This is a genomic window from Cupriavidus numazuensis (genome assembly GCF_905397435.1).
GTDB lineage: Bacteria > Pseudomonadota > Gammaproteobacteria > Burkholderiales > Burkholderiaceae > Cupriavidus > Cupriavidus numazuensis.
The window spans coordinates 131,313-154,296 of the sequence record NZ_CAJPVI010000008.1 but is presented as its reverse complement, the minus strand read 5'-3'; the positions used below and the strand labels follow the sequence as shown (position 1 = coordinate 154,296).

General features: G+C 66.1%; 20 protein-coding genes. 4 read left to right on the top strand and 16 right to left on the bottom strand.

Features of this window, described 5'->3' with window-relative positions; all coding sequences use genetic code 11:
* Nucleotides 1-630 precede the first annotated feature (630 nt).
* A complete protein-coding gene (locus KHO41_RS08870; RefSeq protein ID WP_211952906.1) occupies nucleotides 631-1,530 on the top strand; it encodes a LysR family transcriptional regulator in 900 nt (299 codons plus the stop codon).
* A gap of 4 nt (nucleotides 1,531-1,534) precedes the next feature.
* On the opposite strand, the gene KHO41_RS08865 is transcribed toward KHO41_RS08870, so the two are convergent.
* The 9 genes from KHO41_RS08865 to KHO41_RS08825 all read right to left on the bottom strand — a co-directional run bounded on the left by KHO41_RS08865 (nucleotide 1,535) and on the right by KHO41_RS08825 (nucleotide 12,183).
* Nucleotides 1,535-3,682, bottom strand: a complete 2,148-nt coding sequence (locus tag KHO41_RS08865; protein WP_211952905.1) for an acetate--CoA ligase family protein — start codon at nucleotides 3,680-3,682, stop codon at nucleotides 1,535-1,537.
* 6 nt (nucleotides 3,683-3,688) lie between these two features.
* Nucleotides 3,689-4,459, bottom strand: a complete 771-nt coding sequence (locus KHO41_RS08860; RefSeq protein WP_211952904.1) for an SDR family NAD(P)-dependent oxidoreductase — start codon at nucleotides 4,457-4,459, stop codon at nucleotides 3,689-3,691.
* 70 nt (nucleotides 4,460-4,529) lie between these two features.
* Entirely contained in the window at nucleotides 4,530-5,615 is a 1,086-nt protein-coding gene (locus KHO41_RS08855) for an acyl-CoA dehydrogenase family protein (protein ID WP_211952903.1), read from the bottom strand.
* The gene (locus tag KHO41_RS08850) at nucleotides 5,612-6,760 is read right to left on the bottom strand and encodes an acyl-CoA dehydrogenase family protein (RefSeq protein WP_211952902.1); all 1,149 of its coding nucleotides are present in this window, start codon (nucleotides 6,758-6,760) and stop codon (nucleotides 5,612-5,614) included. The genes KHO41_RS08855 and KHO41_RS08850 overlap by 4 nt, the downstream gene beginning before the upstream one ends.
* 18 nt (nucleotides 6,761-6,778) lie before the next feature.
* Entirely contained in the window at nucleotides 6,779-7,549 is a 771-nt protein-coding gene (locus KHO41_RS08845) for an enoyl-CoA hydratase/isomerase family protein (protein ID WP_211952901.1), read from the bottom strand.
* A 10-nt stretch (nucleotides 7,550-7,559) separates the two neighbouring features.
* On the bottom strand, nucleotides 7,560-8,741 hold the full coding sequence (locus KHO41_RS08840; RefSeq protein ID WP_211952900.1) for a thiolase family protein: 1,182 nt from the start codon (nucleotides 8,739-8,741) through the stop codon (nucleotides 7,560-7,562).
* An 8-nt stretch (nucleotides 8,742-8,749) separates the two neighbouring features.
* Nucleotides 8,750-9,763 (bottom strand): acyl-CoA dehydrogenase family protein, encoded by a 1,014-nt coding sequence (locus KHO41_RS08835; RefSeq protein WP_211952899.1) that lies wholly within the window; start codon nucleotides 9,761-9,763, stop codon nucleotides 8,750-8,752.
* 19 nt (nucleotides 9,764-9,782) lie between these two features.
* A complete protein-coding gene (locus KHO41_RS08830; protein ID WP_211952898.1) occupies nucleotides 9,783-10,946 on the bottom strand; it encodes an acyl-CoA dehydrogenase family protein in 1,164 nt (387 codons plus the stop codon).
* A gap of 25 nt (nucleotides 10,947-10,971) precedes the next feature.
* A complete protein-coding gene (locus KHO41_RS08825; protein WP_211952897.1) occupies nucleotides 10,972-12,183 on the bottom strand; it encodes a CaiB/BaiF CoA transferase family protein in 1,212 nt (403 codons plus the stop codon).
* Nucleotides 12,184-12,414: 231 nt separating this feature from the next.
* Here KHO41_RS08825 and KHO41_RS08820 point away from each other — a divergent pair, with 231 nt between their 5' ends.
* Both KHO41_RS08820 and KHO41_RS08815 read left to right on the top strand, forming a co-directional pair.
* Complete coding sequence (locus tag KHO41_RS08820; protein ID WP_211952896.1) at nucleotides 12,415-13,581, top strand: thiolase domain-containing protein; 1,167 nt, start codon at nucleotides 12,415-12,417, stop codon at nucleotides 13,579-13,581.
* A 39-nt stretch (nucleotides 13,582-13,620) separates the two neighbouring features.
* Nucleotides 13,621-14,019: a Zn-ribbon domain-containing OB-fold protein gene (locus tag KHO41_RS08815; RefSeq protein ID WP_211952895.1), complete on the top strand. Its 399-nt coding sequence runs from the start codon at nucleotides 13,621-13,623 to the stop codon at nucleotides 14,017-14,019.
* Between the two features lie 58 nt (nucleotides 14,020-14,077).
* Here KHO41_RS08815 and KHO41_RS08810 read toward each other — a convergent pair whose 3' ends face one another.
* The 7 genes from KHO41_RS08810 to KHO41_RS08780 all read right to left on the bottom strand — a co-directional run bounded on the left by KHO41_RS08810 (nucleotide 14,078) and on the right by KHO41_RS08780 (nucleotide 21,436).
* On the bottom strand, nucleotides 14,078-15,454 hold the full coding sequence (locus tag KHO41_RS08810; protein WP_211952894.1) for an MFS transporter: 1,377 nt from the start codon (nucleotides 15,452-15,454) through the stop codon (nucleotides 14,078-14,080).
* Nucleotides 15,455-15,519: 65 nt separating this feature from the next.
* A complete protein-coding gene (locus KHO41_RS08805; protein WP_211952893.1) occupies nucleotides 15,520-16,101 on the bottom strand; it encodes an HD domain-containing protein in 582 nt (193 codons plus the stop codon).
* The gene (locus KHO41_RS08800; protein WP_211952892.1) at nucleotides 16,098-17,285 is read right to left on the bottom strand and encodes a formylglycine-generating enzyme family protein; all 1,188 of its coding nucleotides are present in this window, start codon (nucleotides 17,283-17,285) and stop codon (nucleotides 16,098-16,100) included. The genes KHO41_RS08805 and KHO41_RS08800 overlap by 4 nt, the downstream gene beginning before the upstream one ends.
* 3 nt (nucleotides 17,286-17,288) lie before the next feature.
* Nucleotides 17,289-18,917 carry an arylsulfatase gene (locus KHO41_RS08795; protein ID WP_211952891.1) on the bottom strand — a complete coding sequence of 543 codons (1,629 nt, stop codon included), beginning with the start codon at nucleotides 18,915-18,917 and terminating at the stop codon, nucleotides 17,289-17,291.
* 37 nt (nucleotides 18,918-18,954) lie between these two features.
* Nucleotides 18,955-20,052, bottom strand: a complete 1,098-nt coding sequence (locus KHO41_RS08790) for a glycerol dehydrogenase (RefSeq protein WP_211952890.1) — start codon at nucleotides 20,050-20,052, stop codon at nucleotides 18,955-18,957.
* Nucleotides 20,053-20,087: 35 nt separating this feature from the next.
* Nucleotides 20,088-20,594 (bottom strand): 2,4'-dihydroxyacetophenone dioxygenase family protein, encoded by a 507-nt coding sequence (locus tag KHO41_RS08785; RefSeq protein WP_211952889.1) that lies wholly within the window; start codon nucleotides 20,592-20,594, stop codon nucleotides 20,088-20,090.
* A 65-nt stretch (nucleotides 20,595-20,659) separates the two neighbouring features.
* Nucleotides 20,660-21,436 (bottom strand): glucose 1-dehydrogenase, encoded by a 777-nt coding sequence (locus KHO41_RS08780; protein WP_211952888.1) that lies wholly within the window; start codon nucleotides 21,434-21,436, stop codon nucleotides 20,660-20,662.
* A 338-nt stretch (nucleotides 21,437-21,774) separates the two neighbouring features.
* On the opposite strand from KHO41_RS08780, the gene KHO41_RS08775 reads away from it, so the two are divergent.
* Nucleotides 21,775-22,794 carry an AraC family transcriptional regulator gene (locus KHO41_RS08775; RefSeq protein WP_211952887.1) on the top strand — a complete coding sequence of 340 codons (1,020 nt, stop codon included), beginning with the start codon at nucleotides 21,775-21,777 and terminating at the stop codon, nucleotides 22,792-22,794.
* The last annotated feature ends 190 nt before the right edge of the window (nucleotides 22,795-22,984 follow it).

The following is a 22,984-nucleotide window of genomic DNA, read 5'->3' as shown; positions in this document are numbered from 1 at the left end:
AGGCCCAAGGCGAACCACGCCTCGGTGACGATGCCTGCCAATGCATGCGCGTAGAGACAGGACACAGGAACGGGAACGGGGACTCGGGCGCCAGCGACGCTGATGAGCTTGCCCCCAGACGACGACGTGCGCGCAGCGCAGCCGAAGGCGTCCCACCACTGACCTGGTTGAAACGCTGCACCCGAGTCCGTCTTGGGGATCGTCCAAAAGCCGTGCCGCGCCAGGCACAGGTTCTGACTCACATGGCGTAGCAGGGTCGAACGGCCGACCACCATCGCTGGCGTCCAAAGCCGTTTGAACGACTGCCGCCGCGGAATTGATGGCCAGCGGCAACGACGCGCTTTTCTGCCTACTCTTTTGTCGCTCGGACAAAAGAGTAGGTCGCCGGCTACGCCGGCGAAACAGCGGCGCCAGCCAAGCACGACACCCCAATCCCAACTACAAAAACCCCACCAGCCACGCCAGCAAAACCAGCGGCGCATGCCAAGAGCAAATCCCCCCGCGTTTCGGCGCAGAACCAACTTCCGCCCCGCATCCCTTCCCGACCCGGACCGAACAATCCCTGATTGTTAATTCCGACTAATCGTAGTAGTCTACCACCACACGTAATACAAACCATGGAGTACGGAGATGGATCTCCGCCAGATGAAGCAAGCCCTGGTGCTGAGCGAGACACTCAACTTCCACCGGGCCGCGGAGCGACTGCACATGGCGCAGCCACCGCTCTCCACGGCCATCCGGAAACTGGAAGAGGAACTCGGCGTCACGCTGTTCGACCGCCAGCCGTCCGGCTTGTCGCTGACGTCCGCCGGCGAGGTCGTCCTGCGGCAGATGCGCAGCACCCTCTTCTTCGCGGATGAAATCCGCCGCGCAGCCCGAGAGGGGGAATGTGGCGAACAGGGTACGTTGCGCGTGGGGTTCGTGGGCTCGTCGGTCTACTCGGTCATGCCGCAGCTGATCCGTGCCTATCGTCTCAAGTATCCCCGCGTCGAGCTTGTGATCGAAGAGTCGACGACCGTCGATCTGCTGCGCGCGGTCGAGGAACACTCGCTCGACGTGGCGCTCGTGCGCTTCCCCGTGCTGGCGCAGACCAGTGCGCAGATCACCTTTCTGCGCCCGGACCCTCTGGTGCTGGCCGTCAGCGCCGATTCGGCACTGGCCGGGCGGCCGAGCATCGACCTCTCCGAGCTGGGCACAACCCCATTCATCGTCTACTCCGAGTCGCGCGTCCCTGCCATGCATGCCATGACGATGTCGGCTTTCCATCAGGCCGGCATCCGCCCGCCCATCGCCCAGCAGGCCGTCCAGGTACAGACGCTGCTGGCGCTGGTCGAAAGCGGACTCGGCGTGGCGCTGGTGCCCGCCACGGCGGCGGGCTACGCGGGGAACGGCACGCGGCTGATTCCGCTGACGGGCCTGCCGGAAAAGCTGAACTTCGGGCTGGCGCTGGCGACGCTGGGCGATACCAGCATCGCCACGACACGCAACTTCGTGGCGCTGGCGCAGGCCGTCACGCGGCCTGCTTCCTGACGGATCAGCGCTTCACCGGCCGCCGCGAGATCAGCGCGTCCACGGCGACGATGCGGTCGGCCGTGCAGATCAGCGGATTGACGTCGAACTCTTCTATCGCATCGCGCTGGTCATGGGCGAACTCGGACAGCGCGGCGATGACCTCCGCCAGCCGTGACATGTCCACACCCGCGGCGCCGCGGAATCCCTTCAGCAGCGCCACGCCGCGCAGTTGCTCGAGCATGTCTCGCGCCTTCTGTGCCGACACAGGAGCGATCGCAGCCACCGTGTCCTGCATCAGCTCGACCATCACGCCACCAAGCCCGACGATCAGCAACGGGCCCAGATGCGGATCGACGCGCGCCCCTACCAGGATCTCCACGCCTGCCGGTACCTGGCTTTGCACGAGCACGCCGTTGATGCGGTCGTCGGTGGTGACCTTGCGCGCATTGGCCATGACGTCGCGCCAGGCGGCAGCGACTTCTTCGGCATTCTCGAGGCCAAGACGGATCACGCCGGCTTCGGACTTGTGCGGGATGGCCGGGCTTTCGACCTTGAGTACCACCGGATAGCCGCACGCTTCAGCGGCACGCACGGCGTCCTGTTCGCTGGTTGCCAGCGCTTCTCCGACCACCGGCACGCCGTATGCAGCCAGTACGTCCTTGGCCTCGCGCTCGGTCAGCGTATCGGCCGGCGCGCAGAGAATGCGCTCGCGCGCGGCAGTCGCGACCGATGCACTGGTGAGACGATCGGGTCGCGCGGCCTGCCGGCTCACGCGCCACGCCTCATGCTCATGCCACGCGCGCAGCGCGGCGAAGCAGTGCGACACCGAGCGGAACAGCGCGAGCCGGGGCAGTGCTTCGGCCTCGTGCGCGTCGGGGCCTTCCAGCCAGTTCGACATCCATAGCCCGCACGCCATCTTGCCGTGCTTGAGCGCCAGCTCGTTGAACACTTCGAAGCGGCGGCCATTGCCGTCGCCGGTCACGACCAGCGGCACGACAGCCGCGCCGTACTGCGCATCCGCGAATACTGCATCGCCGCAGCGGATGAACGAGTCGAAGTTGTTCGTGGCCTGCGCGGTCAGGTCGCACGGATTGCGCGCCGCGCCGAAGTCCGGGATATGCGCTTCGAGGATGGCACGCGTGTCGTCGGCTGGTTGCGGCAGCGGCACGTTGAACCGTTCCGCCTCGTCGGCCGCCACGATGCCCGCACCGCCCGAGCCGGACACGATCGCCACGCCAGTGGCAACCGGCGCCGGCGCCTTGGCGAAGAACACGGTGGTCGGCACCAGCTGCTCCAGCGTATCCACCTGGATCACGCCAGCCTCGCGCAGCGCCGTGGAATAGGCTCGATCCGAGCCGGCCATCGAGCCGGTGTGTGACATGGCCGCCGCGGCGCCGAGCGCGCCGCGTGCCATCTTGTAGACGACCAGCGGCTTGCCTGCGGCGGCACACAACTCCGCCGCGCGCACGATGCGGCTCGCATCCGACAGGCCCTCGAACACGCACGCAATCGCTGCGCACGCGGGGTCGCCGGCCAGGTACGCGATCTGGTCGGTGACGTCCATATCGCACGCATTGCCGCACGAGAACACATGGCTGAACGCGGTGCCGTGGTTGGCTGCCTGCTGCAGCGCAAAGGCCAGCGCGCCGGACTGGCTCACCAGTCCGATGGCGTGCGCCGGCAGCTCGCCGGTACGGGCGGGCAACGGCGTGAACGACACCAGCGCGTTGGTCACGTAGTTTGCATAGCCGATGCTGTTCGGGCCCAGCAGCGTAACCCCGCCTTCGCGGGCAATCGCCGTCAGCCGCGCCTGGTCTGCCGCTTTCTCCGGATTGCCGGTTTCGGCATAGCCCGACGCGAACAATACGACGCCACCTACGCCAAGCCGCGCGCATTCCTGCACGATCGGCTCGACCGTGTCACGCGCGGTGGCAATCAGCACGCAGTCCGGCACTTCAGGCAGCGCCGACAGCGACGGATAGCAGACCTGGCCATTCACCTCCGCATAGCGCGGGTTGACCAGGTGCACCGTGCCTTCGAACTGCTTCAGGTTCGCCATCGAGCGCCCGGCGAAGGAGCGCTCGTTGGACGTCGCCCCAACCACGGCAATGCTGCGCGGGTGCAGCGCGCGCCGTAGCTGGTCATGGGTATAGAGCTTGCGCGACGACATAGTGCTTCAGCTCGCCAGGTGGAAACCGCCATTCACGCCGAGGTGCTGGCCGAGCACGTAGCCGGCAGCGTCCGACAGCAGGAACGCGATCGGAGCCGCCACTTCTTCGGGCTGCGCCCAGCGGCCCATCGGAATCTGGGCGAGGTAGGTATCGCGGAAGCGTTCGCTGCGGATGGTTTCGGTCATCGGCGTCTCGACCATGCCCAGGCAGACGGTGTTGGTGCGCACGCCATACTTGCCCCATTCGCGTGCCGCGCTCATGGTCATGCCCAGCATGCCGGCCTTGGCCGACGCGTAGTTGATCTGGCCGATGGAGCCGCGGCGGCCCGCTTCCGACGAGATATTGACGATCGATCCCTTGACCTGCTCGCCGGACTTGGCGCGCTCGACCAGATGCGAACCCACGGCCTGCAGCCACAGGAAGGCACCGGTCAGGTGGCATTCAAGGACCTGGTTCCAGGTCTGCAGCGTCATGTTCTCGATCATCGCGGCACGCACGATGCCCGCGCAGTTCACCAGGCCGTCCAGCTTGCCGAAGCGCGAGATGGCGTGTTCGATGGAAGCGGCGACGAAGTCAGGGTCGGACACGCTGCCCACATAGGCCTGCACATGGTCGGGATTGGCGGCGGCGAAGGCTTCCAGCGGTTCGCGCTGCAAGTCGACGACGCATACCTTGGCACCGAGATTCAGCGCCAGTTCGGCCGTGGCGCGGCCCACGCCCTGCGCGGCGCCGGTGATGACAATGACTTTCCCCTTGAGGGACATGATTTCGGACATGGAAGGTCTCCTTGGTCGTAGTGGCTTCCCTCCCCGCGTGACTGCGTAGGAAGGCATGCAATGTGTAGCGTCAGTCCTGCCAGCCTTCGAGGCGGCGGGTGTGGTAATGGATATCGCCGTGCAGCCGGTCGAGCACGAGCACGCGGCGCAGGTAGTGGCCCACCGCATACTCCTCGGTCATGCCAATGCCGCCGTGCATCTGGATCGCTTCCTGCGTAACCTGGCGCGCTGCCTGCCCGATATAGGCCTTGGCCGCATGCGCCTGCATGTCGCCGCCGGCCAGGTCGTTGCGCCCGGCCAGTGCGAGCGCCAGCGAGAGCGACAGGCTGCGGCTCTGCTCCAGCGCCGTGAGCATGTCCACTGCGCGATGCTGCAGCGCTTGGTTCGAACCGATGAACTTGCCAAACTGCTTGCGCGTCTTCAGGTATTCGAGGGTCAGTGCGACGGTGGCGTCCATCGCGCCGACCATCTCGGCGCAGGCCGCGCTGATGCCGATGGCCAGGATGCGCGACAGGACTTCGCCGGTCGCACCGGGCAGCGGCTCGGCCACTGCGCCTTCGAGATGCACATCCGCCACCGGCGTGCCGTCGATCAGGCGGTAGCCGTCGCGGCGCACGCCGCTCGCGCGGCCATCGACGAGAAAGAGACCGACGCCATCACCGGCGGTCTTCGCCGTCACCAGCAGGTAGTCGGCCGATGCGCCGTGCAGCACGCACGGCTTGGCGCCGGTCAGCGTGCCACCAACCGCTTGCACGGTAACGCGCCCCGCCACCGCCTCGTCATGCGCCCAAGCCACCTGAACGGAGCCGTCCGCGATGCGCGGCAGCAAGGCAGCCTTCTGCGCATCGCTACCCGCCAGCGCCAGTGCGGTCGCGCCCATGACCACGGTGCCGTGGTACGGCTCCAGGGACAGGTGTTGACCAAGTGCCTCCGAGACCATCATATGGTCCACGGCATCGCCGCCAAAACCGCCCCATGCTTCGGGAATCGCGGCAGCAGGCACACCAAGTTCGGTCAGCTTCTCCCAGACCGCGGGCGCGTGGCCTTCCGCCGCGGCAACGTAGCGTTGCCGGTGTTCGAAGTCGTATTCATTCGCCAGCAGCCGGGACAGGCTGTCCTTCAGTTGCTGCTGGACGTCGTTCCATTGCAGGTTCATGGCAGGCTCAGCACAGTGGCCGACAGGATGTTCTTCTGCACCTCCGTACTGCCGCCGAAGATCGATACGGCGCGCGAGTACAGGTAGGACTTGGTCAGCGTGGGGCCGCCGATGCCGTCGGCACGCAGCGCGGCCGGGCCGCTCATGCGGCAGATCACATCGGTAATAGCCTGGAAGATCTCGCTGCCGCGTGCCTTCAGCATCGGCGACAGCTTCATGTCGGCGTGGCCGCCGTGCATGCGGAACTGGGTCACTTCCAGCGCGTGCAGATCGGCTTCGATCAGCGCGATGCGCCCGCGCCAGCCGGCCAGCTCGCGCTCAGCATGGCCTTCGCTCGCCAGCTTCGCGAGCAGTGCCTTCGCGCATGCCACGCGTTCCTTGTTGCGGCCGATGCCGGCAATGTACGCGCGCTCGTGTCCGAGCAGGAACTTCGCGTAGTCCCAGCCCTTGTTTTCCTCGCCGACGAGGTTGGTCACCGGCACGCGCACATTGTCGAAGAAGACTTCATTGAGGCTGTGGCGGCCGTCGATGCTGATGATCGGGCGCACCGTGATGCCCGGCGATTTCAGGTCGATCAGCAGGAACGAAATGCCTGCCTGCTTGCGCACCGCTTCGGGATCGGTGCGTACCAGCGCGAACACCCAGTCGGAGTAATGCGCCTGGCTGGTCCAGATCTTCTGGCCGTTGACGACGTACTCGTCGCCTTCGCGCACGGCAGAGGTCTTCAGCGATGCCAGATCGGAACCCGAGCCCGGCTCGGAGAAGCCCTGGCACACCTGGATATCGGCATTCAGCAGCTTCGGCAGGAAATACTCGCGCTGGGCGTCGGAGCCGAAGTGGATGATCACCGGCCCGAGCATCGTGATGTTGAAGATGTGCGGGGGCGGCGCAGGTGCGGCGGCGCATTCATCGGCAAAAATCTGCTGCTTCGCCGCGTCCCAGCCCGCGCCGCCGAAGGCCGTCGGCCAGGCGGGCGCGCCCCAGCCGCGCCGGTTCAGCGCACGCTGCCAGAGTTCGGTGTCAGCCTTGGAGGCGAAGCCACCCGCGCGCAGGCGCTCGCGCATGTCGTCGGGCAGGTTGACGCCGATGAAATCGCGCACTTCCTGCCGGAACGCTTTGTGTTCGTCGGAGTAGAACAGGTCCATCGGTTTCCTCGTGTCGCGTCAGCAGCCCTTGAAGGCCGGCTGCCGCTTTTCGGCGAAGGCTTGCAGTCCTTCGCGCATGTCATGGGAGCGCTGGTGGTTGCGCAGTTCGAGCAGTTCGTGGCGCAACGCGTCGGCCAGCGACTTGTCGGCGGCTTCGGCCACCACGCGTTTCATGCGCGTCAACACCAGCGGGCTCTTCGTGGCCAGCAGTTCCGCCACGGCCTGCGCGCGGGCCAGCAGTTCGGCATCAGGCACGACCTCGTTGACCAGGCCGTACCGCTCCATCTGCGCGGCGGAGAACGTCGCGCCGGTGAACAGCAGCCAGCGCGCCACGTTGGCGGGCACCTTGCGCGGCAACACCGCGGCGCCGCCCGCGCCGGGAAAGACGCCGAAGTTCGAGTGCGCGTCGCCGAGCTTCGCGGATTCGGCGGCGAGAACAAGGTCGCAGGCCATCACGGTTTCCAGCCCGCCTGCGAGCGCCAGCCCGTTGACGGCAGCGATGACGGGCTTCGGAAACGCGCGCAGCGTGTCGACGAAGCCGACCACCACGTCGAGGAAATCGAGTTCGCCGGTGACGGGCGGCTCGGCGACTTCCTTGAGGTCGGCGCCCGCGCAGAACGCGCGGCCGTTGCCGGTCAGCACCACCGCGCGGACTTGCGGATCGTCGCGCCAGGCCTTGAGCTGCGCGGTCATGGCCGCAGCCATCTCGCGGTTCAGGCTGTTCATGGCGGCCGGGCGGTCCATCGTCAGCCAGCCGACGGCGCCTTCCATGCGGGATTGCAGAGTCATCGCACTCCCCTCAGCACAATTCGAGACCGACCGCCACGGCTTCGCCGCCGCCGAGGCACAGGCTGGCGAGACCGCGCTGGCCACCGCGCTGCTTCAGCGCGTGGAGCAGCGTGACCAGCAGCCGCGCGCCCGTGGCGCCGACCGGATGGCCGAGCGCGCAGGCGCCGCCGTTCACGTTGAGGCGGTCATGGCCGATGCCGAGTTCGTCGAGCGCGATCATCGTCACCACGGCGAAGGCCTCGTTGATCTCGTAGAGGTCCACATCGCGCGCGGTCCAGCCCGCCTTATCGAGCACGCGGCGCGCTGCAAGCACGGGCGCGTCGGCGAACTGTTGCGGCGGATTCGCGTGCGTGGCATGCGCGACGATGCGCGCCAGCGGTGCCAGGCCCTGGCGGCGCGCGTCGCTTTCTCGCATCAGCACCAGCGCCGCAGCGCCGTCGGAGATGGACGACGCATTGCCGGCCGTCACCGTGCCGCCGGCACGGAACACCGCCTTCAGCTTCGGCAGCTTCTCGGCGTCGCACTGGCCGGGCGTCTCGTCCTGTACCAGCTCGCCGCCGCGCTTCAGCGCGACCGGCGCGATCTCGTCGCGGAAGCGCCCTTCCGCCACCGCGGCTTGCGCGCGCTGCAGGCTTTCGCGGGCATAGGCGTCCTGCGCTTCGCGGCCGATGCCGCGCGCCTCGGCGGCCAGATCCGCGTAGTGGCCCATGAGGTGGCCTTCGTATGCGTCCTCCAGGCCATCGCAATACATGTGGTCGAGCAACTGTCCGTGGCCGAGCCGATAGCCGTGACGGCCGCGCGGGACGATGTGCGGCGCATTGCTCATCGATTCCATGCCGCCCGCTACCGCCACGTTGCAAGTGCCGGCCAGCAGCAGGTCATGCGCGAGCATCACGGATTTCATGCCCGAGCCGCACATCTTGCTCAGGGTCGTGGCCGGCGTCGACGTCGGCAGACCGGCGCCAAGCACAGCCTGTCGGGCCGGGGCCTGCCCGACGCCCGCGAACAGGCACAGGCCCATGATCGCTTCATCGACCGACGCCGGATCGACGCCGGCTTGCGCCACCGCGGCACGGATAGCAACAGCGCCGAGTTGCGGCGCGCTGTGGGCCGCCAGGGAGCCGTTGAACGCGCCGATCGGGGTGCGCTTCGCACCGACGATGACGATGGATTCCTTCACAGGGTTTTGCATGTCTTGCCTCAGGCCGGGACGGCCAGCTGGTTGCGCGCGAAGTCGAGGATCACCTGGCTCGATGCCTGGTCCTGTGCGAACAGCGCATCGCCGAGCAGCGTGGCGCAATACGTCTCGCTGCCAGCCACGCTGCGCCATTCGTGCAGCCGCCGCGTGAACAGGCCCAGCGCGAGTTCCTCGGTGATGCCAATGGCGCCATGTACGGCGTGGGCAATGGCGGCCACGCTCGCGCCGGCTTCGCATGCGCGCAGCTTGGCAGTGGCGGCTCGCAGCGGATCGGGCAGATAGCCGGCGGCGGCACAGCCGATACGTGCCGCGAATACCGACGAACTGGCCTGTTCCGCCATCACGCTCAGTTCCTGCTGCATGGCCTGGAACTGGCTGATGGCGCGGCCGAACTGCTGCCGGTCGTTCACGTAGCCGACGCTCATGCTCAGTACGCGCTGCATGGCGCCGGCCATGCCGGCGGCGTGCGCGGCGTTGCAGATGGCGAGGATGTCGGCGTCATCGTCGCGGAAGCGGAACACGGCGGCATCGGCCGACTGCCATTGCAGCGACGCAGATGCATTCGCACGGTAGATACCCGTCGTGCGCGTGGCGGCGCTGACCGGCAGCAGCAGCCATTCGCTGCCCACGCGCGTCAGGACGAGATCCGCCACCGCGCCGCCCGGCACGTCGCGGCACACGATACGGGCGCCGGCAGCAGCAGCGGGCGCAATGGCGATGCATTCGCCGCCGCTCTGACGGCCGGCTTTGGCCAGCATGGCACGGGCGATCGCCGTTTCGGCGAACGGATGGCTCAGGCCGGCACGGCCCGCGGCAAGGAACAGCGGGAAGGCGTCGGCCAGCGTCAGCCCGGCGCCGCCGCATTCCGTCGGGACGAGGGCGTCGGTGTAGCCGAGCGCGTCGATGGCAGCCCATTGCTGCGCAGCGCCCTCGCCCGCCTCGCTGCGGCGCACGGCATCGTCGGTACAGAGGTCGGCGAGCGCGCGCTCAAAGCCTTCCTGCAGGGAATCGGTCATGGTGTGTCTCTCTCCGGATTCAGCGAAGGCCGAGCTGGCGGGCGATGATGCCGCGCAGGATCTGGCGCGTACCGCCGCGCAGCGAGAAGCTCGGGCAAAGCTGGGTGATATAGGCAAGCGCGCGTTGCAGCGCCTCGGACGGAACGAAGCCGGGCATCTGCTCCATGGCTTCGGCGATCCAGCCCGGCACGGTCTGCTCGAACTCGGTGCCGAGGTCCTTCACGTAAGCGGCATCGGTCTCGGGGTTCTGGCCCTTGTCGAGCAGGTCCGCCACGGCGAGCGACATCGCACGCAGCGTCGCAAGGCGTCCGGCAATTCGCCCCGCGATGGCCTTGACAGAATCCGGTACCGCCAGACCCGATGCACGCACTTCGGCCAGCCACGTCTCGGCGATGAGCTGGCTGGTCAGGATGCGTTCCGGGCCGCTGCGCTCGAATGCGAGTTCCGCGGTGACCTGCTTCCAGCCCGAGCCTTCCTCGCCCACGATCGCGTCGGCAGGCAGGTCGACATCCTCGAACACCACCTCGCAGAAGTGCGCGTCCCCGGCAAGGTCCTTGATCGGGCGATAGCTGATGCCCGGCAGGCTCAGGTCGATCAGCACCTGTGACAGCCCCTTGTGGCGGTCGCCGTGCTGGCCCGAGGTGCGCACCAGTGCGCACATGTACTGCGTGCGGTGGGCATTGGTTGTCCAGATCTTGCGGCCGTTCAGGCGCCAGCCCTTCTCGGTGCGCACGGCACGCGTGCGCACGCTGGACAGATCGGAGCCCGTATCGGGCTCGCTCATGCCGATGCACATGAAGATCTCGCCGCGTACCATGCGCGGCACGAAGTACTCGCGCTGTGCGGGCGTGCCGAACTTCAGGATCAGCGGCGCGGTTTGCCGGTCAGCGAACCAGTGCGCCGACACCGGCGCGCCGGCGGCAATCAGTTCCTCCACCAGCACGAAGCGGGCGAAGGCACTGCGGCCCGCGCCACCGTACTCGGCGGGCAGCGCCAGGCCGAGCCAGCCCTGCTTTGCCAGCGCGCGGCTGAAATCGGCGTCATAGCCCATCCATGTGCGCGCGCGGATATGCGTCGGCACATCGGCGAGCTTTTGCTGCAGGAACGCGCGGATCGGCGCGCGCAGTGCCTCGTCTGCGGGCGGAATCGCGACGAGCGGGAGGGATTCAAGGTTTGTGGTCAAGTCAGGACTCCTGAATCTGGGCGGGTTACCGGGTCTCGGGGGCAAGCACGGTGGCGCCCGACTCCGCCAGTTTGCGAATGTCTGCCGCGCTGTAGCCGGCTTCGGCCAGCACCTCGGCACTGTGCTCGCCCAGGCGTGGCGCCTGGCGCGAGACCTGCGGCGACGATTTGGACCACACGCTCGGAATGGCCATCGAGCGGATCGCGCCTTCGGTCGGGTGTTCCACCACGTCGAAGAAACCCACGGATTGCAGATGCGGATCGGCCATCAGCGAGTCGATGGTGTGGAGCTGCATCACCGGCATATCGGCGGCTTCCAGCACCTCGATCCATTCGGCGGTGGTGCGCGTCGGCATCACCTCGGCGACCATGCGGTATAGCGCGTCGATGTGTTTGGTCCGTTCGCCGATGGTGGCAAAACGCGGATCGCGGTCCATCAGGTCAGGCTGGCCGACCAGCTCGAAGAACTTGCGCCACTGCTTGTCGTTGTAGAACAGCACGCAGAGATAGCCGTCCTTCGTGCGGTGCGGGCGGCGGTTGTGATCGAGAATGCGCGCGTAGCCGCTCGGGCCGATCGGCGGATCGAACGTCAGGCCGCCCATGTGGTCGCCCAGGACAAACTGCGCCATGGTCTCGAACATCGGCACATCGACGCACTGGCCTTCGCCGGTGCGCTCGCGGTGCAGCAGGCCTGCCGTGACGGCGTTCGCGGCAGCAAGTCCGACGATGCGGTCCGCGATGGCGCTGGGCGCGTAGCGCGGCATGTCGGCGCCTGCGGTATGGGCGAGCGACGGAATCGCCACCGCGCCCTGGATCAGGTCGTCATAGGCGGATTTGGCCGCATAAGGGCCGCCTTGCCCGTAGCCGTAGACGCCCACGTACAGGATGCGCGGATTGACCTTGGCGATCTCTTCGTAGCCAAGGTTGAGGCGCGCCATCGCTTGCGGGCGCACGTTGTAGATCAGCACATCGGCATCCGCCACCAGACGCAGCAGCGCCTCGCGCCCCGCCGTCTGCTTGAGGTCAAGCACGATGCTGCGCTTGCTGCGGTTGACGTGCAGGAAAATGCCCGCCATGCCGTCATTGCGGCGCGGGCCCACGTCACGCACGGTGTCGCCCGTGGGCGGTTCGACCTTGATCACATCCGCGCCAAGATCGCCAAGGATCTGCGTCGCGTACGGCCCCATCAGGACCGTCGTCATGTCGACGATGCGAATGCCTTGCAACGGGCCCGTCATGCTGCGCCCCCTGCCTGTTCTGTTACCGCAGAATTCATGCGTGTCTCCTCGAAACTGATGGGTCGATGCTACGGATCGCGGGAGCGCACGGGAAATACTTTCGGTATTTCGGCCAATACATAGCCTGTATTGGAAATTGCCCCCCACTTGCCGGAAGATCACGGCGAACGCCGTTTCCGGACGGCCAGCTTCCGGACGGCCAGCACAACGTTTCCAACTGAGGGTTCGCGCATGAGCATCAAAGGCAAGGCATACATCGTCGGGGCATACGAACACCCCACCCGCAAGGCACCGGACAAGTCGGTCGCACAACTGCACGCGGAAAGCGCCAAGGGCGCACTGCAAGACGCGGGCCTCACACTGGCCGATGTCGACGGCTACTTCTGCGCCGGCGACGCGCCCGGTCTCGGCGTGCTCAACATGGTCGACTACCTCGGCCTCAAGTTGCGCCATGTCGATTCCACCGAGACCGGCGGCTCGTCGTACCTGGTGCACGTGGCCCACGCCGCGCAGGCTATCGCCGCCGGCAAGTGCAACGTGGCGCTGATCACGCTGGCCGGCCGCCCGCGTTCGGAAGGCTCCAGCGGCACCAAGCCGCGCAACTGGGGCAACAACCTGCCCGACCAGCCGTTCGAGGCACCGTTCAGCCCGCTCACCGTGAACTCGTATGCGATGGTCGCCATGCGCCATATGTACGAGTACGGCACCACGGCCGAACAGCTCGCATGGATCAAGGTCGCCGCATCCCATCATGCGCAGCACAACCCGAACGCGATGCTGCGAGAGGTGGTCACGGTCGAAGATGTGCTGAACTCGCCGATGATCTCGGACCCGCTGCGCAAGCTCGACTGCTGCGTGGTGTCCGACGGCGGCGGCGCGCTGATCGTCGCGCGTCCGGAAATCGCCGCCAAGCTGAACCGCCCGAAGGTCAAGGTGCTCGGCGCCGGCGAATTCGTGAAGGGCCAGATGGGCGGCCATGTCGACCTCAGCTGGTCGGCCGCGAAGTTCTCCGGCGCGGCCGCGTTTGCCGAAGCCGGCGTGACGCCGGCCGACATCAAGTACGCGTCGATCTACGACAGCTTCACGATCACCGTGCTGATGCAGCTCGAAGATCTCGGCTTCTGCAAGAAGGGCGAAGGCGGCAAGTTTGTGATGGACGGCAACCTGATCTCGGGCGTCGGCAGGCTGCCGTTCAATACCGATGGCGGCGGCCTGTGCAACAACCACCCGGCCAACCGTGGCGGCATCACCAAGGTGATCGAAGCGGTGCGACAGCTGCGTGGCGAAGCGCATCCGGCGGTGCAGGTGAAGAACTGCGATCTGGCCGTAGCGCAGGGCACCGGCGGCTTGCTCGGCTCGCGCCATGGCAGCGCCACCCTGATCCTCGAGCGCGAGTAAGCCTCGCAGCGTCCCATACAGAATCACCGAGACCTCATCATGAGCACTCCTTTTATCCCGCAAGTCCTGACGGCGCCTGAAGAGCTGCCGGACAACACCGAGTTCTGGACGGCCGCCCGCGAAGGGCGCCTGCTGGTGCGCCACTGCAATGACTGCGGCAAACCGCACTGGTATCCGCGCACGTTGTGCCCGTTCTGCATGGGTGAGACTACGTGGAAGACTTCGGCCGGCCGCGGTACGGTCTATTCGTACAGCGTCACGCGCCGTGCCGGGCCTACGCCGTTCTGCATGGCCTATGTCACGCTCGACGAAGGCGTGACGATGATGACGCGTATCGTCGACTGCGATCTGGATACCGTGCATATCGGGCAGAGGGTCGAGCTGACCTTTACGCCGACGGACAACGGCCCGCCGATGCCCACGTTCCGGCCGCTCTGACCCAGGGTGCGCTGACGGGCGTTTGCGCGGCATCAGCCATGGCAAACGCCCTCTGACACTACCTTGCCTCCGACCCGCTTTGCGCGGGCGCCATGGCACTCACGCCGGCCGGGCCGCCACTGGCCCGGCGCTTGATCCACAGCGCCGCAGCCGCCATCAGCACGGCTCCCGTCACGATCAGATAGAACAAGCCGGTGCCGGAATTGGCGCGAAGCAGGAATCCGCCTGCAATGGGCCCGAGAATCCCGCCGATCCGGCCGATGCCGTACATCCAGGCAATTCCCGCGGAGCGCCCGTTCGTCGGGTAGAACGCCGCGGCAAGGCCACCCATGGAAAAGATCGCGCCGTTCAGGCCCATGCCCGCAATAAAGATAATGGCCGGCAACAATGCCGTGCCGGCGGACTGCTGGCCGATCAGCCACACCGCCACACCGCCGACGACGAAGGCTGCCGCCACGGCGGCATTCCGCTCGAATCGGTCCATCAGCCAGCCGACACCGAACGCGCCCACGATGCCGCCCAGCGACAGCAGACTCGTAGCAAGCGTCGCTTCGCGCAGTGACGCGCCGGATTCCTGAACCAGCGTTGGCATCCACCCCATCAGCAGATAGTAGGAGAACGTTCCGACGCAGTACGTGACCCACAGCATGATGGTGCCGGTACGCAGCGGCCTGGACAGCATTGCCGCCATCCCTGACTTGCGGTCCGTCGCCTGCTCCTCGGAAAAGACGAAGCGCACGCCGTCGAAATCGCGCCCTGGCGCGATGCGCCGCAAGACCGCCGCGATCCGCTGCGCAGGCCAGTCGCGCATCACCATGAAGCGCATCGGCTCGGGCAGAGAAAACTGGACGACCAGTGCCAGAACGATAGGCAGCACGGCTCCGGCCACGAACAGGCTTTTCCACCCATAGCCCGGCACCAGTACGCCCGCTGTGACACCGCACAGCGCGGCGCCGAGCATGCCGCCGCAACCCATGGCGTTGACGGTCAGCGCACTGCGCCGTGCCGGCGCATATTCGAACACCAGCGTCGTCGCCCCCGGCACCGCGGCCCCGATGCCGATCCCCGTGAGCAATCGCCACAGGCCAAGCGACAATGGCGACGTGGCCGTAATGCTGCAGAGGCTGCAGATGCCGAACAGCAGCATCGAGAAGACCATGACCGTCTTCGGCGTGGTGCGATCGAACAGCGGTCCGGCCAGCAGCGCCCCAATGGCCATCCCGAAGATGGAGGCACTCATCACCGGGCCCAGCACGTCCTTGCCGACGTGCCACTCCTGCATCAGCGCCGGCACCACGAAGCCGACGGCGAATGCATCGTAGGTATCCACGGCGATCGTCAGGAAGCACACAGCCAGGATCAGCCACTGGTAAGGGGAAAAACGTTCTTCGTCGATCAGTCGCTTGACGTCGACAATGGGGCGCGTATCTGTCATTTGTCTCCTCCGTTGTGTATGGAATTGTTTTGGTTTTGAAGTCGGGCCGCTATGCCGCTATGCCGCTATGCCGCGCTGGCCGCCGGCCGGTAGAGCGAACGCTTCGGCGCGGCGAACAGGCGCCGGACCATCGGCTCGAATACGGTGAGCGGATAGATCTCCGCACTGTCGTCGAAGGCCGGGCTGTCGTACCGGTCGATGAACTCGACGGTGCGGTCGTAGTACGGGTGGTCCTTGAACTGATCGCGCAGGTTGCGGTCGAGTCCGACGTGGTGGAAGAAGTTATGGCCCTGGAAAATGCCGTGATGCCCGATCATCCAGTGATTGGCATCGCAGACGAACGGCCTCAGGATGGCCGCTGCCACCTCGGGGTGGTTGAACGACCCGAGCGTGTCGCCGATGTCGTGCAGCAACGCGCAGACGACGTACTCCTCATCGCGCCCGTCTTTCAATGCCAGCGTTGCCGTCAGCAGGCAGTGACTGTAGCGGTCGACGGGAAAGCCGCCGTAGTCGCCCTGCAACTGCTTCAGGTGGGCCAGCACGCGATCGGCCAGCCCGGCCGAGAAATGCGCGGCCTGGGGGCGAATGATGTCCCAGTCCTCGCGGGTGCTGTCCTGCATGCGTCGAAACGTAGCGCGGTCGCTCATGATGGGTGCTCCTTGTTGGCCGGCACGCGGTCTTTGGCGTGGTGCGCCTGGCCGCGTGTTGCCGCCCAGCGGCTGTCGTCCATGACCAGGCGGAAGCCGAGGTGCGACATGCTGTTGTATGGGTCCATGCCCCGCCGCGCGCTGGGACGGTAGCTGAGGCAATAGTCCTCGTTGCACAGGAACGAGCCGCCGCGCGTGACGCGCTTGGGCGCATCGGTGGGCGCGCCGGCATCGTCCGGGTCCCAGGAAGAGACCGGCCCCTTCGGGTCGTCAACGCGCCGGCCGGCGGCGGCTTCTTGCCGGAACTGGTCGGCCCGATACCAGTCGGCGACCCACTGCCAGGCGTTTCCGGTCATGTCATAGAGTCCGTAGCCGTTCTCGGGGAAGGTGCCGACCGGGCTGGTGCCCAGCGCGCCGCCCGCCTTGGGGCTGGCGACCGGGAAAGGCTGCGCCTGCTGCCCCTGCCAGACGTTGGCCATCTGCCGGCCTTCCGGCGCGAACGTCTCGCCCCAGGCATAGGTCGCCTGCTCCAGCCCGCCACGGGCGGCGAACTCCCATTCGGCCTCTGTCGGCAGACGCTTGCCGACCCACTTCGCATACGCCAGCGCATCTTCAAACGACACCTGGACAACCGGATGGTCATCCTTGCCGTCGATCGACGTGCCGGGCCCGCCCGGATGGCGCCAATCGGCACCTGGCACGTAGCGCCACCATTGCGAGTAGTCCCGCAGCGGTACCGGGCGAGGCGTGCCGACGAACACCATGCCGCCCGGCACCAGCGCACTGTCGGGCGGACGCGGCGTGCCGGCGGGCAGCTGGACTCTCAGGGTTTCCCACTCGGGCTTGCGTTCGGCCGTCGTGACATAACCGCTCGCCTTTACGAATTCCCGGAATTTGGCGTTGGTGACGTGGTGGCGGTCCATCCAGAACCCGTGCACCCGCACCTTGTGCGCGGGCTTCTCGTTGGGCTGCGCCATCTTGCTGTCGCTGCCCATCAGGAATTCGCCGCCGGGAATGTGCGCCATCCCGGCGGGCCCGCTCACACCATCGCCAACGGTGATGGCAGGCGCCGCGGGTCGCGTGGCCCCACTCACGCCCCAGCGGGCATAGCCAGTCCCAACCGCAACCGCGCTGCCTGCGAGGATCACGAGAAGCGCCCGCGTCGCTGTTCTGCGCTGGATCACGCCTTACTCCCTGATCGCCGCCTGTTGCTGCTGCCGCTGCCGGAGCTGCTGTTGCTGCTGCAGAAAGTCCTGGACCATGTTCGAACGGTCGAATGATTTGGCCGGCTGCACCGGTGGGTAGTCCGCCAGCGTCTTGAGGTGGCTGGCGATCAGTTCACTCATCGGGCCGGAGATCCACTGGGCCTTTTGCAGCAGGTGACCGTAGGCGTCCTTGCTGTCATAGCTTTCGAACGGATCGCTGCGCAGGTTGAAGAGCATCGTGACGCTGCGCGGCTGCAGCGTGCCGTAGTAGTCCTCCTTGAGCGAGAAGTGCAGCTTCCACGGGCCCATGCGCACGGCCGTGAGCTTGTTCTCGTAGTAGTACAGGAAGTCCTTGCGCGCACTGTCGGCGGTCTTTCCCGTCCAGTAGTCGAGGTTGTTGACGCCGTCGATGTACTGATTCTTCTCGCGCTTCATCTGCCCGGCGACGTCCGGCACGCCGGCAATCGCGGCGAATGTCGTGAACATGTCCTGGTGCGCCTGGATGCCGTTCTTGATCTGGCCGGACTTGATGACGCCCGGCCAGCGCAGCATGGAGACCACGCGCACGCCGCCTTCATAGGTCGTCATCTTTTCGCCGCGGAACGGCGTGGTCGATCCGTGCGGCCACGAGACATGCTCCGGCCCGTTGTCGGTCGAGTACCAGACGATGGTGTTCTTGTCGAGGCCGCTGCGCTTGAGGTATTCCAGCACGAGGCCGATGTCGTGATCATGCTGCAGCATGCCGCTGCCTTGCATGTCGTCTTCATGCGTGTACTTCGCTGCCGCGTACCGCCACTTGTCGTTCAGGTGGGTATAGAGGTGCATGCGGGTGGTGTTGAGCCAGACAAAGAAAGGCTTGTCCTTCTGCTTTGCGCCCTGCATGAAGTCGATGGCTTTGGGAATGACCTCGGCGGCGTCAAAATCTTCCATCCGCTTTTTCGTAAGCGGGCCGGTGTCCTCGATCTTCTGCTTGCCGACGGGACCGAAGCGCGGCATGTCGGTCGGATCGTCGTTGTCCGTGGCGTAGGTGTGCAGCACGCCGCGCGGTGCGAATTTCTGCGCGAAGGCCTTGCCACCGCCGGGGTAGCCGCTCGCATAGGCCTGGTAGTCGTGGTTCTCGGGAAGCTCCTCGGTATTCAGGTGGTAGAGGTTGCCAAAGAATTCGTCGAAGCCGTGGACCGTGGGCAGGTGCGAGTTCCGGTCGCCCATATGGCTTTTTCCAAAGAACCCCGTGCGGTAGCCGGCCTGCTTCATGACTTCGCCAAGGCTGGGCGATGCTGCCTGCCAGCCAAGTTTGTCGCCCGGTTGGCCGACGGTGGTCATGCCCGAGCGGATCGGGTACTGGCCGGTAATGAATGCCGCGCGGCCCGCCGTGCACGACGGCTGCGCGTACTGGTCGGTAAAGCGGATGCCCTCCATGCCGATGCTGTCGATGTTCGGCGTCGTGTAGCCCATCACGCCCATGCCGTAGGCGCTGACGTTCTCCCAGCCAATGTCGTCGCCCCAGATGACGAGGATATTTGGCCGCGTCTGCTGTGCCCCGGCGGCGAACGGACTCATGGCGGCGACGGTGGCCGTAACGGCCACCAGCCGCTTCAATGTGTGCATCATGGATAGTTGCTCCTGCAGAGAAGGAATTTTCCGCCGGTCAGCTGAGGGCCAGCGTGCCGATACTGTCGGCATGCGCGAGCGCCGCAGCCAGTTGCTGAGGGCTGAGAGAGGGGCTGATGACGTTGCTCGTCTGTCCCGCCAGGGTGGCCTGGACGATGGAGGCAATGCTGTCGTGATGGTTCGCGGGCGCCACCCCTAGCTGTTGCAGCGTGACAGGCAGGCCGACCGCGCAGAGCAGATCGACCAGTTCTGCGATCTCCTCCTGGTCTCGCTGCTCGGCCACCAGTTGGACCAGCGCACCGAAAGCGACCTGTTCGCCATGCAGCGCCTGCGCCATGCCAGGGACCGCGCTGAAGCCGCGCGTCAGCGCATGGGCAAGCGCCAGGCCTCCGCCTTCGAAGCCAAGCCCGCTGAGCAGCACGGTCGCCTCGACCACACGCTCCACGGCTTCATTGGGCTCCTGGCGCCGGATAGCGTCGCAGGCGGCCGGTCCGTGTTTGACCAGCGTTTCATAGGTAGCGCCAGCGAGCAGCAATGCCGTATCCAGCGGTGGCGTTCCGAATGCGTTGTTGCGTCCCGTCGCCCGGCATTGCGCAGCCTCGAATTTCTTGCTGATGGCGTCGCCGATGCCTGCGGCGAAGAAGCGCACCGGCGCCTGCGCGATGACCTGCGTGTCGACGATCACCGCTGCGGGATTGGTCTTCAGGAATTCGGCGCCTTCCAGCCGGTGTGCATCGTCGTACAGGACAATCACGCGGCTCGTCGGCGCATCGTTCGACGCAATGGTCGGAGAGATGACAATGGGAACGTCAAGCGCGCGCGCCACGCCCTTGGCGGTGTCGAGTGCCTTGCCGCCGCCCAGGCCAATGACCACGTCATGGCCGGCCTGCGACGCCTGATCCACCATCGCGGCGATCACCGCCCGCGTGCATTCCCCGGGAAAGGCCAGTTGCCTTGCCTCGACTCCGGCTTCGCACAGTACCTGCGCCACGGCGGGCCAGACCTTCTCCGCGACGATGGCGTCGCAGATTGCCAACGGGCGCCGCCAGCCCATCCGCTGCAGTAGCGGCGCCAGTTGCCGCAGGGCGCCAGGCCCTTGCAGATATTGCCCCGGGAAGCCCATCGTACGCACCATATAGCCCGTCTCCGTCAAGGGTTGGTGTGCCGCGTTCAGGCCGAGTACGTCGGGACGGCGGCGGCGATGTACCGCAAGCCGTTGTCCTGCTCGCGGATTGCGCGGTCCACCCAGTTCTTGATCACGCCTGCGTCGGACAGGCCGAGGTAAGTGCCGTCCTTCGTGAAGTTCACGTTGCAGCCGGACAGCATGAAGATGACTTCGGTCTGGCCTTCGTTCTCACGCGGCGTGTTGAACTGGTGGATCGAGCCACCCGGCTCGTACAGGTAGCAACCGGCGGTCTGCTTCTGGCCGGGATACTCCGTGTAGTACCAGCAGCCCGAGATGGTGTACATGTGCACCGTGCCGGTGTGGAAGTGCAGCGGCAGCGTGAGGCCGGGCGCGAAGCTCGCGCGCATCACCATCAGGCCGTTGTACGGGTCCATGAAAAGCGGAAAGATGTCGGTGCCCTCATGCCCGCCAAGCGCTTTCAGGAAGGGATGGGCGGTGGTGTCTATGGTGAGGAGCTTTTCCTGGTGCGTGATGGTAGCCGGGAGCGTCATGGGTGCGGGTTTCCTTTGTTGCAGGGATCTTGTATGGGTGTCGGTGAAAGCAGAACTGTCTGCGGTCAGTGGCAGGCGTAGCCACCATCGATCACAAGTTCGGTGCCGGTGACATAGGTCGACTCGTCGCTGGCCAGATAGAGCACGGCGCCGGCCACCTCGTCAGGCGTGCCTCTGCGCTTCAGCGGAATCTCGCCGCCGATGCGCACGCGCGACGCCGTGACCTCGTCCGCGGTCAGGCTGCCGCCGGCGTTGCTGCCGGCCAGCAGCGGCGTATCGATGTAGCCCGGATGGAGGCTGTTGACGCGGATCGCATAGCCCTTGTCCGCGCAATGCAGTGCCACCGATTTGGACAGGAAGCGCACACCCGCCTTGGAGGCGCTGTAGGCCAGCGCCACGGGCTCGCCGCAAATGGCCGTAATCGACGACACGTTGATGATCGAGCCGCCCTTCTGCTTCATCAGGGCCAGCCCGTGCTTGCAGCCGAGGAAGACGCTCTTCAGGTTGACGTTGAGGGTGCGGTCGAAATCTTCGGTCGTGCAGGTCTCGATGTTGTGCGAGATGGCAATGCCGGCGTTGTTCACGAGCACGTCAAGCCGGCCCTCGACAGCGCCGATGTGTTCGAGCACCCGCAGCCAGTCGTTTTCCTGCGTGACGTCGTGCCGCAGGAAAACCACCGCGAGGCCCGCGCATTGCAGTTCGCTTTCGGTAGCCTGCCCCGCAGCGCCGTTAATGTCCGTGAAATAGACCCGGGCGCCTTCTTGCGCCAGCCGCCTTGTGAAGGCGAGACCCATGCCGGAGGCACCTCCGGTAACGAGCGCGATCTTGCCCTGCATCCGCATATTGAATCCTGTTGAATCGAAGGGTCATGGGGCGGCACACGGCACGATGCCGGCGCCGATCGGGCGACTGACACTTGGGCGACGCACGGACGCGGGCACGAACGATCCCCCGCCGCACGTCGACGTGCAGCGTCAGGAATGAGCGGTTGCCGGAGGGCTGTCTCCTTCTGTTGTCAGAAGCCGAGCTTTGGGAGCTCTTGTATTGAGTGCAAATGCTAAGTTGGCGCAAAGGGCGGCGCCATGGCATATTTAGACAGAAAATAATCATTTTCAGACAGCGCCGGGATGTTCCCATGTGATCCCGTTGACTCCCGGGCGATTGCCGACTTACCAGATTGATGACTTCGAATTCGCAGGCTTCTCGCCATAACACCGCCAGCGTGCAACTGCTGCTCCAATTCGGCCTCGACCACGGCCTTTCCGGAGACCGTTGCCTTGCGCGCACCGGGCTCGACTGGCGGCGCCTGGCCGAACCTGGCTTCGCCATCGACGCGGGGCAGGAACTTGAACTGATCCGCAACCTCGTGAACGCGCTGGGGCATCTTCCCGGGCTTGGCATACAGGCCGGGTTGCGCTACCGGCTGGCCAACTACGGCATCTGGGGCTTCGCGCTGCTCAGTTGTCCCACGCTGCGCAGCGCCATCCACATGGCAGTCCGTTTCCTTGAGCTTTCGTATCCGCTGTCCGAGATCAATGAGGCATTCGAGGGCGACCGCGTCGTTACCACCATCGACGACAGTGGGCTACCCGAGGACGTGCGCGATTTCATCGTCGACCGCGACATAGCCAGTTCCATCAGCTTCGTGCGCGACCTGATCGGCACAGCGCTGCCGGTGGAAAGCGTGACGCTGCGTCGACCCGAACCCGCCGATGCGAGTCCCTGGCAGGTGCTGTTCGGATGCTCGCCGATGTTCGGCGCGGACAAGAATCGCGTCATCAAGAACGCGGCGGACTATCTCGACCGGCCGCTGCCGGGCGCAAGCGCGGAAGTCGCGCGCCAGTGCGAGATGCAATGCGAGGCGCTGCTCGCAAGCCGACGTGCTCGCAGCGGCTTTGCAGGCCAGGTCCGCGCACGGCTGGTGGCGAAGCCTGGCTCGCTGCCCGGTGCCGAGGCACTTGCTGCGGACCTGAACATGACTTCGCGCACGTTGCATCGCCGCCTCGCCGGCGAGGGCACCAGTGTCCGCCAGTTGCAGGAGGAAGTGCGTGAATCACTTGCCGACGAACTGCTGGCGAGCGGTCTCCCGCTGACGCAGGTAGGCGAGGCGCTCGGGTATGGCGAGGTCTCCAACTTCATCCGTGCTTATCGTCGCTGGAAGGGGTCGACGCCTCATCAGCATCGTAAGCGGGTGGGTTGATTGGGTTTTTGTTTTTGGCTGGCGCGGCTGTTTCGCTCGCGTAGCAGGCGGGGGTTTTGTGGTTGGGAATGGGGTGTCGTTCTTGGCAGGCGCCGCTGTTTCGCCGGCGTAGCCGGCGGGGGTTTTGTGGTCGGGAATGGGGTGTCGCTCTTGGCAGGCGCCGCTGTTTCGCCGGCGTAGCCGGCGACCT